The sequence below is a fragment of the Parafannyhessea umbonata genome, from assembly GCF_900111255.1.
GTDB lineage: Bacteria > Actinomycetota > Coriobacteriia > Coriobacteriales > Atopobiaceae > Olsenella_J > Olsenella_J umbonata_A.
Genome location: NZ_FOGP01000001.1, coordinates 485698 through 499312 on the forward strand (window position 1 = coordinate 485698; position 13615 = coordinate 499312).

Consider the following 13615-nt stretch of genomic DNA (forward strand, 5'->3'; position numbering starts at 1 on the left):
GTTGGTGATACGCTGCTGCTGAAACAACCTGAAACGATTTGGCGTTTCTTGCTGAGGTGCGTGTCATTGCTAGCCCCGGCGGGAGGAGGCTCATGCCACGAAGCGAGGAGCACGACAAGACGGGGTGGGGGCCGAGGGGCGCGGGAAACCCCGGAGGTGCCGAACGCCCGACGGGCGGGCTGGTCGACGAGGTCCGTCGCGTCTCGCAGGGACGTTCCGGGTCGAAGAAGTCGATCGCCCAGTTCCTCCTGAACGAGGGGTCCGGTGTCTCGAGCCTCGCCATGGGAGAGGTGGCGCAGCTCAGCTTCACCTCGAAGCCCTCTCTGGTGCGCTTTGCGCAGGCGTTGGGCTTTTCGGGCTGGACCGACTTCAGCGAGGCGTTCGCGCAGGAGGCTCGCGACCACGAGGAGGCGAGCTCCATCTGGCCCAACGTAGACCCGAACTTCCCCTTCAAGGGGGACACGAGCGCCACCGGTACGGTGCGCGCCATTGCCTCCCTGGAGCAGCAGGCCATCTACGAGGCCTCCCAGAGCCTCGACGTCGCGACGCTGGACGAGGCGGCGCGGTACGTGCTGGAAGCTGACGACGTCGCGTTCTTCGGCATCGAGCAGAACTACTTCCAGGGCCAGCTCTTCGCCTACAAACTGAGGCAGATCGGCATCGACTGCGTCGTTCCGCGCAGGGAGGAGGCCCCCTTGGTGGCCAAGGGGCTGGGTCCCGGCGGCTGTGCCGTGATCGTCTCGTACTCCGGCCTGAGCAACCAGAGGCCGCCCTCGTCCTACGTCGAGGACCTGCGCGAGCGCCACGTCCCGACCATCGGCGTCACGAACTCCGGCAACAACTGGCTGCGGCGCAACGTCGACTGTGCGCTGACCTTCCGGCCCCGGGAGCACTTCGTGAGCAAGATCGCCAGCTTCTACGGCGAGCGTGCCACCAACCTGGTGCTCGACGCGCTGTTCTCGCGCTGCTTTGCCGCGCACTATGACGCCAACGTGCGACGGAAGCTCTCGAAGGTGGTTGCGATCGAGCGCAAGCTCCAGGTGAAGGACGTGCTGCCGGAGTAGGCCGGCGCCTTTGCCCGCGCGCTGCGCAGTGGGAACAGCTTGGAACGCGCTGTGGGGACCGCGGACGCTATGCTCTTCTCCCGAAAGGAAGCTATCTGCGCGCCTTTTGGCGCGCCGGAAGGAGGATCAATGGCATTTCCCGAGGGATTCATGTGGGGCGGCGCCACGGCAGCCAACCAGTGCGAGGGCGGATACGACCAGGGCGGGCGCGGCCTGGCCAACGTCGACGTGTGTCCCCATGGCGAGGACCGCTTCCCCGTCATGCTGGGCCTCAAGCACATAAGCCAGGTCGACTCGGAGCACTACTTCCCGGCGCTGGAGGGCGTCGACTTCTACCACCGGTGGAAGGAGGACATCGCGCTCTACGGGAAGATGGGCTTCAAGACCTATCGCATGTCCATCGCCTGGACGCGCATCTTCCCCAACGGCGACGACGCCGAGCCCAACGAGGAGGGCCTGCGCTTCTACGAGGACGTCTTCAAGGAGTGCCGCAAGTGGGGCATCGAGCCGCTCGTGACCATCACGCACTTCGACTGCCCCATGCACCTGATCCAGGAGTACGGCGGCTGGAAGAACCGCAAGCTCGTCGAGCTGTACAAGCGCCTGGTTGCCGTGCTGTTCGAGCGCTACAAGGGTCTCGTCCGCTACTGGCTGACCTTCAACGAGATCAACATGATCCTTGCGCTCCCGTTCATGGGAGCGGGGCTCACGTTCGACGAGGGCGAGGACCAGACCGCGTCCAAGTACCGCGCCGCCCACCACGAGCTGGTGGCGAGCGCCTGGGCAACTAAGATTGCCCACGAGGTCGACCCGCAGAACAGGGTCGGCTGCATGCTCGCGGGAGGTCGCTTCTACCCGCTAACCCCCGACCCCGCCGACGTGCTCGAGGCGATGCGCCGAGACAACGAGAACTACTTCTTCACCGACGTCCAGGCCCGCGGCGCGTATCCCGCCTACGCCCTCAAGTTCATGGAGCGAGAGGGAATTGACATTCCCTGGCAGGAGGGCGACCGCGAGATCCTGGCTCAGAACACCGTGGACTTCATCTCGTTCTCGTACTACTCGAGCCGCTGCGCAACGACCCACAGGGACGAGATGGGCGGGCAGACATCGGGCAACGTGTTCGCCAGCGTGAAGAACCCGTACCTCAAGGCGAGCGAGTGGGGCTGGCAGATCGACCCGACGGGCCTGCGCATCACGCTCAACTCGCTGTACGAGCGCTACCAGAAGCCGCTCTTCGTCGTCGAGAACGGCCTGGGCGCCAAGGACGAGCTGGTGGACGACGGCAACGGCGGCAAGACCGTGATTGACGACTATCGCATCGACTACCTGCGCTCGCACATCAAGGAGATGGACGACGCCATCACCTACGACGGTGTCGAGCTCTGGGGCTACACCACCTGGGGCCCCATCGACCTGGTCTCTGCCTCAACCGGCGAGATGAGCAAGCGCTACGGCTTCGTCTACGTCGATCGCGACGACGCCGGCAAGGGCTCGCTCGAGCGCTATCCCAAGAAGAGCTTCGGCTGGTACAAGAAGGTCATTGCGACCAACGGCGCCGACCTGGACTAGCTCGGGCCAAAGCAAAGAGTGACGACGGGCGTCCCCTCGCATTGGAGGACACCCCCCTGTGCCGCCGCGTCTCTCTCGCCCGGCGCCCGCTGCGTGCCGGCGAGCGTAGACATATTCGACTTTTTCTCCCACGCGTCCCGCGCCCATGGCAGAATAGGGATGCCTAAGACACAAATGTTGATAAATCGGAGAATCGTCGATGGGCCTTCGCGAACTCATAGGGGAGAAGTCTCCCGACAGCATGCTCGTCCGCAGGGACGCCAGCGCACTCCTGCACGGCGCCGTGCGCGTCGAGTCGGAGCAGGGCGGCTGGTGCCGGCCGTGGCGCCTCTCGGCAGAGCAGATGCGCGCCCTCGGCAGCTGCCAGGCGTGGCACCCGGGGCTCTTCCGCCAGATGGGCCGCGCCACCTCGGGCATCTGCGTCGAGTTCACCACCGACTCCTCCGAGGTCGCCCTCGAGGTCAAGCCTGATGCGGAGCCTACGGGCACGCGTGCCGTCCTCGACTACGTCGACGGCAGGGGAGAGGGGCGCGCCCTCCCGCACGACGGGCTGTCCTGCGACGTGGACGGCCGTCACCTCGCAGCCCGCCTTCCCCGGGAGGGCGACGGCTACGTGGTCTTCGACCTCGACGATCCTGAAGCTGCCCCGCTCGGCGGCATCATGCAGCTTCCCGGCATGGGCGAGACGCACCACGTGCGCATCTGGCTTCCCTGCCTGAGGGGCTGTGCCGTGCGCTCCGTCGTGGGCAACGGGTCGATCATCGAACCCGTCGCCCAGAGGGAGCAGCTCCTGGTGCTGGGCGACTCCATCGCGCAGGGCTTCGTCTGCGACGACCCCGCGCTGGGCTGGCCGTCGCTGCTCGCGCAGAGGCTGGGGCTCGACCTGGTCAACCAGGGCATCGGTGGCCAGGTGTTCCAGCCCGGCTCGCTCTTCGGGCTCGCCCGCTCCATCAGCCCCGTCCGCATCGTGGTCGAGCTGGGTGCGAACTACCGCTACGAGCCCTGCCGCGAGCGCCTGGTCTCGCGTGACATCCGCAGCTACCTGCTGGAGCTCTCCCGCCTGTGGCCGGAGGTTCCCACCTACGTGCTCACGCCGCTCTGGCACGACGAGGCCGCCTATCCCTCGCACCGCCTGAGCTGCTACTCGAGCGTCGGCGTGTTCCTCAGCGCGCACACTGCGCCCCACGACCAGATGACGCTCGTCGACGGCGCGCGCCTGCTCGACCCCAAGTCCACGCTTATGGCCGACGGCTTCGAGCACCCGAACCCCGAGGGCTCGGCCCAGATTGCCGAGCGTCTATACCTATGCATGTGCGCGCACCGCGGCAGCGACGAGGGGCGGCGCGCCCGCGCGCTCGAGATCCTCGCTGGCGCGCCGCGAAGGGCGTTCCCCGCGCTCGAGCTCGCGCGCCGCGGCAAGGGTGACATCGTGCTGGCCCAGGACGGCTGCGTCCTCATGAGGGACGCCGGCGGCATGCAGCTGCTCTGGGCCGACGACCAGAAGGTGGGCGCGGCAGTGGTCAAGGCCCTGGTCGAGCCCGGCGTCGTCGACGTCCTCGAGCCCTCCCTCGTGCGCGAGGTCGAGCTCGCGCACGGGCTCACCAAGGTCGTCCCGTACCACCTTGCCCTCTGGGAGAAGAACGAGGCCGTCGCGCCCTCCCTGTTCGACCTGGCTCCGACGGCGCCCGCAGCCCCGGGTCCGCGCGCCAAGGCCTCCGGCAAGGCCCGGGTGAAGTTCGCACGGGACGAGGGCGTCCGCCGCGAGATCCGGCCCCTCGACCGCAGCTTCGCGACGGCCATCCGCGACCGCTACGAGAACTCCTCCTACCTGAGCGACGCCGACCTTTCTCGCATGCTCGACGAGGGGCGCTTCCTGGGCGCCTTCGAGCTGCGCAAGGGAGAGGGGGGAGAGGTTGCCGAGCTCGTGGGCTTCGTCGGCGAGCATGACGTCGGCTCCATTGGCATGCTTACGGTCTTTCCCGACCACCGTCGCCAGGGATGGGGCGAGGCGCTCGAGGTCGCCAAGATCAACCAGGTGCTCGACCGCGGAGACGTGCCCTGGTGCGAGGTCTATCCCGACCACCGTGCCTCCGTCAGGCTGCAGAAGAAGCTCGGCTTCAAGGTCACTCCCTCCAACGAGCAGTGCTTCCTCTTGGCGTCCGAGCCCGAGCCGCCGCGCGGGAGCGTGCCGACCTTCCTGATGGGCACCGCCCCGTCCGGGGGCTCCGCCCGCTAGCGCCGTCCCGACCGGGACGTGGGACCGCATCGGGGGCAAATCATCGTTGGGCCCGCCCCGTGCGCATTGTCCGCACGGGGCTTTTGCGTCCGCGCCATGGTGTAGGCTAGCGATGAAAACACTTCGAGAAAGGCCTCACATGTCACAGAGCTTTGCCCCGCGCTCGGCCAATGAGCTCGCGCCCCACCTGACGGGCATGCTCACCCCCGAGTGCGACGAGCGCGTCCGCGCGCTGCGCAGCGAGGGTCGCATGAGCCCGTATGCCTGCAAGAATTCGGCGGTCATCCGCCGCGACGTCGCCGAGAGGGATCGCGACACCTCGATTCGCCCCGCCTTCGTCCGCGACTGCGAGAAGATCCTCCATACCCCCGCCTATAACCGTCTCAACGGAAAGACCCAGGTCTTCTCGTTCAGAGCCAACGACGACCTCACACGCAGGGGACTTCACGAGCAGCTCGTCAGCCGCGTGGCGCGCGACATCGGGGCCGCGCTCGGCCTCAACCTCGACCTCATCGACGCCATCGCCCTGGGCCACGATGTGGGCCACACGCCCTTCGGCCACGCGGGCGAGCGCTTCCTCAACGACGTGTTCCACGAGCGCACCGGGCGCTGGTTCTTCCACAACGTCCAGTCCGTCCGCGCGCTCGACGTGCTCTACGGACGCAACATCTCGCTCCAGACACTCGACGGCGTCATCTGCCACAACGGCGAGTTCGAGCAGCAGCGCTTCGAGACCAGCGGCCTCAACGACTTCGACACCTTCGATCGCGTGGTCGCCGGCTGTTGGGAGTCCGGCGCCGAGGCCATCAGGAGGCTCAGGCCGATGACGCTCGAGGGCTGCGTCGTCAGGATCTCCGACATCATCGCCTACGTTGGCAAGGACCGTCAGGACGCCATCCGGGCTCACCTGGTCGACGAGGACGCCTTCGACGACGGCCTGGGTGGGGCTTACAACGCCTGGGCGCTCTCGGCGTTCTCGGCCGACGTCGTCCAGAACAGCTTCGGCAAGCCGCGCATCGAGATGAGCGAGGAGGGCTTTGGCGAGCTCGCCCGCGCCAAGCGCGAGAACTACCAGAAGATCTACGGTTCCAGCGAGGTCGACGGTGACTTCTCGGGCCCCGTGCGCGAGCTCTTCTCGGCGTTGTACCAGAGCTCGCTCGACGACCTCCGGGAGGGTAGGGAGGAGGCCCCGGTCTTCCGTCACCACGTTCTGCCCGTCGAGCGCCACCTCTCGTACTACGGCCGTTCGTACGAGGTCGAGGACGACCCCGATCAGGTGGTCGTGGACTACATCGCCGCCATGAGCGACGATTACTTCGTCGCCGCCTGCGAGAGGCTTTTCCCCCAGGCGCGCGAAATCTTCCCGCAGCGCAGCTATTTCGGTTAGGAGCATCCATGGACACTCTTTTCTCTGAGGTAGAGCGCTACAAGCGCAAGCTCAACGCGCCGCTGGCCGTCCGCATGAGGCCTCGCACGCTCGAGGAGTACGTGGGACAGGAGAAGGCCGTGGGGCCCGGCTCGTGGCTGCGTCGCGCGATAGAGCACGACACGCTGTCGTCGGTCCTTCTCTATGGACCTGCGGGAACGGGTAAGACGACGCTCGCGCGAATCATCGCCAACACCACCCACGCCGAGTTCGTCGAGGTTTCCGCCGTCACGGGAACCGTGAAGGACCTGCGGCAGGCCACCGAGGCCGCGGAGTCGCGCCTGCTCACCACGGGCCGGCGCACCATCCTGTTCGTGGACGAGATCCACCGCTTCAACCGCTCCCAGCAGGACGCACTCCTGCATGCGGTCGAGGACCGCGTGGTCATCCTCGTGGGCGCCACGACCGAGAACCCGTACTTCGAGGTCAACCAGGCGCTCATCTCGCGCTCGCGCGTCGTCGAGCTGGGGCCTCTCGACGACGAGTCCATCCGCACGCTCGTGCGCCGCGCGCTGGGCGACGAGTTTGGCCTCGCCGGGCGCTTCGTGCTCGAGGACGACGCGCTCGAGGCCATCGTCACGCTCTCGGGCGGCGACGGCCGTGCCGCGCTCACCTCGCTCGAGCTCGCGAGCCAGATGGCCCTTCCCGTCGAGGGGGATTCCGACGCGACTGATGGTTCCGGGGAGGGAGAGGACGAGGCGAGTGCGCCCCTCACCATTACGGCCGAGCACGTCCTCGAGGCGAACCCGCGCCACGGGCTGGCCTACGACAAGTCGGGTGACATGCACTACGACATCATCTCGGCGTTCATCAAGTCCATGCGAGGAAGCGACCCCGACGCCACGCTGTACTGGCTCGCTCGCATGATCGACGCCGGCGAGGACCCAAAGTACATCGCCCGCCGCATCATGATTCACGCCTCCGAGGACGTGGGCAATGCCGACCCGCAGGCCCTGCTGGTCGCGGAGGCCGCGTTCAAGTCCGCCGAGGTGATTGGCTACCCGGAGTGCCGCATCAACCTTGCCCAGGCGGCGCTCTACATCGCGCTCGCCCCAAAGTCCCACGCCGCCGAGGCCGGCATCGACTCGGCCCTGGCCGAGGTCCGGAAGGGACCGCGCCGCGAGGTTCCCAGCTACCTGCGCGACCGCACGCGTCCGGGCTCCGAGGACTACGGCGAGTACCTCTATCCCCACGACTACCCCCTGGGCTGGGTCGAGCAGCGCTATCTGCCCGAGGGCCTCGAGCGCGGCGCGTTCTACAAGCCCAGTCCCCGTGGCTGGGAGTCTTGGAGGGTCGAGTCCACGGCGCGCGACCGTGCGGAGTTCGCCGACGCCGGCGGCGACGCGTCGGGCAAACCAGGCGCGAATGGGTAGAATGGCATACGTCACCTAGGCGCGGCGCCGCGTGCGCTGCGCCGACAACGTTTGAGAAGGGCAGAACTACGATGAATCTAGATCCGCTGACTATCCTTTTGATGGTGCTCGTCGTGGTCGCAGTTTGGGCCGTGGTTGAGCTCGCCCTCACCATTCGCAAGGCGCGCAGCTCGGTTGACGAGATCACGCGGACCGCAAACGACACCATCGAGCAGGTGCAGCCCATCATCTCGAAGCTCGACGGGGCCATGGACGACCTCCAGCCGGCCCTCAAGCAGGCCGACCCGCTCGTCGCCAAGGTCGACGTCGCCCTTGACGGGGCCAGCGTGAGCATCAGCCAGCTCAACGAGATTCTCGCCGACGTCTCCTCCGTCTCCGGCACCGCCGCGGGCGTGACCGAGACGGTGAGCCAGGTTGCGAGCTCGGCTGCGAGCTCTGTGAGCAACATGGTCAACAAGATCACCGGCAAGGAGCCGGCTGACGCGCAGCGCCAGATCGAGGGCGCGTCCGCCCCGCAGCTCGAGGGCAAGCCCAAGCACGCGGCCCCCGAGTCCCCCGCATACGTCACCTACGCCCCGGTCAAGGCCGAGGAGGAAACGAACGAGAAGGACGAGGACTAACAGCATGCAGAACCAGATCGTCAGCCTCAGCGTTCCGGCCGAGGCGAAGTACGCCCGGCTTGTCCGAATGACGGCCGCCAACCTCGGCGTCCTGTGCGGCCTCAGCGTCGACGACGTCGAGGACCTCAGGATGATCGCCGAGGAGGGCTTCGTCTACGGATGCTCCACGCGTCCCGAGTCCCTCGAGGTGTCATTTGCCATCGCCGACGGCGTCATCTCGATCGACCTGCCCCTGGGTGACGGGGAGGTCGACGAGGGCAGCGAGGACCTGAGCCTTGTCGAGCTCCTTCTCGGTGCCGTGTGCGACGAGTTCCTCGTGACCGACGAGGGAGTCCTTCACCTTACGAAGCAGATTGGCGATGTTCATGCCTAGCGAAGAGTCCGCAGCGGAAAAGTCGCCGCGCAGGCGCCTCTCCTCTCGGATGCCCAAGGGAAGGCTCGCCTGGGACAAGGACAGGACCAGGGAGCTCTTCAGGCGTTTCAAGGAGGAGGGCGACGAGGACGCACGCGAGCAGCTCATCATGAGCCACCTGAACCTCGTGCGCTTCCTTGCGTCAAAGTTCAAGAACAGGGGGGAACCCCTCGACGACCTCGTGCAGGTCGGCACGATCGGCCTGATCAAAGCCATCGACCGCTTCGACACCACGCGAGGCCTCGAGTTCACCACGTTTGCCACGCCCACCATCATGGGGGAGATCAAGCGTCACTTCCGCGACAAGGGCTGGTCCGTTCGCGTACCGCGCCGCCTGCAGGAATTGTCCAGCAAGGTCAACCAGGTGACCGACGAGCTCACCAAGGACCTCCAGCGCTCTCCCTCCGTCGAGGAGATCGCCGAGGCCCTCGACTCCAACGTCGACGAGGTCCTCGAGGCCATGGAGTCCTCGAGCGCATACAGCTCGGTCCCGCTCGAGGCGGGCGGCCAGGGCGACGACGAGGCCCCGTCGGTCATCGACCACTACGTGACCGAGGACGAGGACCTTGCGGCCTCCGATGACCGCATGGTCCTCGAGGAGACCATCAGGGACTTCTCCCCGCGCGAGCAGGAGATCATCCGCATGCGCTTCCTCGAGGGGATGACCCAGGTCGAGATCGCCAAGAAGCTCGGCATCTCCCAGGTCCAGGTCTCGAGGCTCCTGCGCAGGACGCTCCAGAAGGTCCAGGAAAAGATCGATCCCGACGGAATCATGGGAAAGTAGGGGCATGGACGAGAAGCGCGACCGCTCCGAGCGCACGGAGAAGACCAAGTACCTGGCCATGCGCAGCTGGGCCCTCATCGGCGTCGCCGCCGTGTTCGTGCTCGTCGTCCTGGCCCTCGGGCTCATATGGCCGGCCGTTGAGCTCCTTCTCGTCGGCGTGCTGCTCGGCTTCATCTGCAGCCCCATCACCAACTGGCTCGACGACAGGGGAGTGGGCCGCGGGGTCGCGGCCCTCATCGCCCTTCTCGTCGTGCTCCTGGTGACCTCCGCCGTGGTCGTGCTCCTGGTGCCGCCCTTCGTCGCGCAGCTCGTCGAGGTGCTGCAGTTGGTGCCGAGTTACGTCACGCAGGCGCGCGACGCCATCAACGAGTTTTGGGCGAGCCTGGGCGACCTCCGCACCGCCGAGGTCCAGTACTTCGTCAACCAGGCAGTCGGGACCCTTTCCGACGTAGGCCTGCGGTCCGCGTCCCAGCTTGCCAAGACGCTCTCGGACGGCGTCATGACCAGCGCGGCGTCTTTCGTCAGCGGCCTTGTCACGTTCTCGCTGGGGGTCATCGTCGCCTACTGGCTCGCCAAGGACTATCCCGTCATAGTGCGCGAGCTCGTGACCATCGCCGGCCCTCAGAGGGGTGGCGACCTGTCGGTCCTGCTGGCCGTCATGAGCCGTTCGATGGGCGGTTACATGCGCGGCATCGTCATCACTTCGCTGGCCTGTGGGGCCCTCTCGTTCGTTGCGTTCGCCCTCATTGGCCATCCCTACGCCGGCCTCATGGCGATCGTGGCGCTGCTACTGCACTTCATCCCCGTCATCGGCTCGTGGCTGGCCCTCGCCATCGCCTCGCTGCTGGCCCTCTTCGTGAGCCCCGTGCTCGCGCTCGAGACCCTCGTTGCCGCCCTTGTCATCCAGAACCTGACCGACAACGTGATCTCTCCCCTCGTCATGCAGTCGGCGGTCAAGGTCCACCCCGCGCTCTCCCTCGTCGGCCTCATCGTGGGCAACGCCCTCGGCGGCATCCTGGGTATGGCCATCGCGATTCCCATGACGGCGGCGCTGCGCAGCGTCTTCGTCTACTACTTCGAGTCCAAGAGCGGCCGCCAGCTCGTCTCCTACGACGGCGCGCTATTCAGGAGCACGCCGTTCCACGACGAACTGGGCAACGTCGAGCCGGTCTACGACGCGCTGGACGACGACAAGTTCTTCCAGAACACGCGTCTGGTCGACCCCTCCGACGCCAACCTGCACCCCGTCGCGGCCCAGAGGCCCGAGGGGGCGCATCCGAGCCTGGGCGAGACTCTGGTCCTTTCCCTGCACGACGTGGTGAGCAGAGGGGACCCCGACGACTAGGCCGCGCCGCGCACCCCGCATTATTTAATTGGAGAAGCTCGACTTATGGGCAATTGAGCTTACGCATGCACGCGGCCACACGTATGATGTTTAGCGCAAGTGCGCCATCAGGCAGACTACAAGGAGAATCATGAGCACGACTGACTACAAGACGATGACTACCGCGGAGATCCGCGCTGACTTCCTTCACTTCTTCGAGGAGAAGGGCTGCAAGCTCTACGCCTCGTCCTCCCTCATCCCCGAGGACCCATCCCTGCTTCTTGCCAACGCCGGCATGAACCAGTTCAAGGAGTACTACCAGGGCACCAAGACCATGAGGGAGATCGGCGCAACCTCCTGCCAGAAGTGCCTGCGCACCAACGACATCGACAACATCGGCGACGCGCGCCACCTCTCCTTCTTCGAGATGCTCGGCAACTTCTCCTTCGGCGGCTACAGCAAGGCCGACGCCATCGCCTGGGCGTACGAGTTCATCACGAGCCCCGAGCACCTCGGCCTGCCCAAGGACCGCCTGTACATGACGGTCTACGAGAACGACGACGAGGCTATCGAGCTGTGGCACAGCCACGGCGTCGAGTACGACCACATCTCCCGCCTGGGCGAGGAGGACAACTTCTGGGCAGCCGGCCCCACCGGCCCCTGCGGCCCCTGCTCCGAGATCTACTTCGACCAGGGCCCCGAGTTCGAGGGTGACGCCCCCGGCGACGACGGAGACCGATACCTCGAGTTCTGGAACCTCGTCTTCACGCAGTACGACCGCCAGGAGGACGGCTCCATGCCGGACCTCCCGCACCGCAACATCGACACCGGCATGGGTCTCGAGCGCATTGCGGCCATCATGCAGCACAAGGGCTCCAACTACGAGGGCGACGTCATGCGCTCCCTCATCTCCCTAGGCGAGAAGCTCTCGGGCGTCGAGTACCACGCCTCGAGCGACAGCACCGACAAGAGCCTTCGCATCCTGGCCGACCACTCCCGCGCGGTCACGTTCATGATTGGCGACGGCATCCTTCCCTCCAACGAGGGTCGCGGCTACGTCCTGCGCCGCCTGCTCCGTCGCGCCGTCTACCACGGACGCCTTCTGGGCATCCAGGGTGCCTTCCTGACCACCTACGCCCACGAGGTCACCGAGGTCCTGGGCGACCAGTACACCGCTCTGGTCGAGAACCAGTCCCTCATCGATGGCATCATCTCCGCGGAGGAGAGCCGCTTCGGCGCCACGCTCAACGCGGGCGAGAACATGCTCGATGCCGAGCTCGACAAGCTCGGCGAGGGCGCAACGCTCTCCGGCGAGGTCGCCTTCAAGCTCCACGACACCTACGGCTTCCCCATCGACCTGACGCGCGAGATCGCCGAGGCCGCCGGCCACTGCGTTGACATGGACGCCTTCGACCAGGCCATGACCGAGCAGAAGGAGCGTGCGCGTCAGAGCGCCAACCGCGACGCCTGGGGCAAGGCCAACAACGTGTGGGCGGCCCTCTCCGACAAGCTCGCCTCGACCGAGTTCTGCGGCTATGACTCCGACGACGTCGATGGCTGCAAGGTCGTCGCGCTGGTCGTCGACGGCGTCGAGGCCGAGCGCGTCGAGGCCGGTCAGAAGGTCGAGGTCGTGCTCGACAAGACCAGCTTCTACGGCGAGATGGGCGGCCAGGTGGGCGACACCGGCACCCTCGCGGCCGACGGTGCCAAGCTCCGCGTGCTCGACGCCAAGATGCGCGAGGGCGGCTTCGTGGCCCATGAGGCAGAGGTCACCGAGGGCAGCCTCGCCCTCGGCGACGTCGTGAGCGCCTCGGTCGACCACGGCCGCCGCGAGCTCATCCGCCGCAACCACACCGCGACCCACCTGCTCGACGCCGCCCTCAAGGCCGTCCTGGGCGACCACGTCAAGCAGGCCGGCTCCCTGGTCACCTCCGAGCGCCTCCGCTTCGACTTCACGCACTTCGAGGCTGTCACGCCCGAGGAGGTCGCCCGCGTCGAGGGCATGGTCAACGCCCACATCTTCGCGGCCGAGCCAATCGTGACCAAGGTCATGGGCATCGAGGAGGCCAAGGCCTCCGGCGCGGTCGCCCTCTTCGGCGAGAAGTATGGTGACACCGTCCGCGTGGTCTCCACCGGCGACGGCGACGCGCCCTTCTCGCGCGAGCTCTGCGGTGGCACCCATGCCCGCAATACCGCCGAGCTCGGATTCTTCAAGATTGTCTCCGAGAGCTCCGTCGGCTCCAACGCCCGTCGCATCGAGGCCGTCACCGCCGCCGGCGCAATCCAGTACGTCGACGAGCGCCTCGCCCAGATGGACGAGGTCGCTGCGGCCCTCAAGTGCCGTCCGGCCGATGTGCTCGAGCGCGTCGAGCAGCTGAAGGACGAGAAGTCCGCTGTCGAGAAGAAGCTCAAGGCCGCAATGGTCGGCGGCTCCTCCAACCAGGTCGCCGACGCCGTCTCCGGCGCCGTCGACATGGGCTCCTACAAGCTGGTCGTCGCCAAGCTCCAAGGCATCGGCGGCAAGGACCTGCGCAACGTCTGGGACACCGTCCGTGACAAGATCCAGGACGAGTGCGCGGTCGTCATCGCGTCCGACGCTGACGGCAAGGTCGGCCTGCTTGCGGCAGCCACCGACGGCGCCGTGAGCGCGGGCTTCTCGGCCGGTTCCGTCATCAAGGAGATTTCCGGCCTGGTCGGTGGCCGTGGTGGCGGCAGACCCAACATGGCCCAGGCCGGCGGACAGGACGCCTCCGGCATCGACGCCGCCCTCGACGCGGCCAAGAAGCTGCTGGGAGCCTAGTCCA

10 protein-coding genes are annotated in these 13615 nt (G+C 66.8%); all 10 read left to right on the forward strand.

The features are described 5' to 3' along the window. Positions 1–92 precede the first annotated feature (92 nt). The 10 genes from BMY31_RS02070 (at position 93) to alaS (ending at position 13611) form a co-directional block, all read left to right on the forward strand. The gene (locus BMY31_RS02070; protein WP_091007792.1) at positions 93–1064 is read left to right on the forward strand and encodes a MurR/RpiR family transcriptional regulator; all 972 of its coding nucleotides are present in this window, start codon (positions 93–95) and stop codon (positions 1062–1064) included. A 129-nt stretch (positions 1065–1193) separates the two neighbouring features. Then, on the forward strand, positions 1194–2636 hold the full coding sequence (locus BMY31_RS02075) for a 6-phospho-beta-glucosidase (protein WP_091007795.1): 1443 nt from the start codon (positions 1194–1196) through the stop codon (positions 2634–2636). A 199-nt stretch (positions 2637–2835) separates the two neighbouring features. Further along, positions 2836–4872: a GNAT family N-acetyltransferase gene (locus tag BMY31_RS02080; RefSeq protein ID WP_091007797.1), complete on the forward strand. Its 2037-nt coding sequence runs from the start codon at positions 2836–2838 to the stop codon at positions 4870–4872. A gap of 139 nt (positions 4873–5011) precedes the next feature. Further along, complete coding sequence (locus BMY31_RS02085; RefSeq protein ID WP_091007800.1) at positions 5012–6259, forward strand: deoxyguanosinetriphosphate triphosphohydrolase family protein; 1248 nt, start codon at positions 5012–5014, stop codon at positions 6257–6259. A gap of 8 nt (positions 6260–6267) precedes the next feature. Beyond that, positions 6268–7671: a replication-associated recombination protein A gene (locus BMY31_RS02090; RefSeq protein WP_078686666.1), complete on the forward strand. Its 1404-nt coding sequence runs from the start codon at positions 6268–6270 to the stop codon at positions 7669–7671. 71 nt (positions 7672–7742) lie between these two features. Further along, positions 7743–8291, forward strand: coding sequence for a DUF948 domain-containing protein (locus tag BMY31_RS02095; protein ID WP_143327735.1), 549 nt, complete (start codon positions 7743–7745; stop codon positions 8289–8291). A gap of 4 nt (positions 8292–8295) precedes the next feature. Continuing rightward, positions 8296–8664 (forward strand): ATP-binding protein, encoded by a 369-nt coding sequence (locus BMY31_RS02100; RefSeq protein ID WP_078686669.1) that lies wholly within the window; start codon positions 8296–8298, stop codon positions 8662–8664. Next, on the forward strand, positions 8657–9487 hold the full coding sequence (locus tag BMY31_RS02105) for a SigB/SigF/SigG family RNA polymerase sigma factor (RefSeq protein WP_091008088.1): 831 nt from the start codon (positions 8657–8659) through the stop codon (positions 9485–9487). Before BMY31_RS02100 ends, BMY31_RS02105 begins: the two co-directional genes overlap by 8 nt. Positions 9488–9491: 4 nt before the next feature. After that, entirely contained in the window at positions 9492–10832 is a 1341-nt protein-coding gene (locus tag BMY31_RS02110; RefSeq protein WP_091007803.1) for an AI-2E family transporter, read from the forward strand. Between the two features lie 130 nt (positions 10833–10962). Beyond that, a complete protein-coding gene (gene alaS / locus BMY31_RS02115; RefSeq protein WP_091007806.1) occupies positions 10963–13611 on the forward strand; it encodes an alanine--tRNA ligase in 2649 nt (882 codons plus the stop codon). Positions 13612–13615 lie beyond the last annotated feature (4 nt).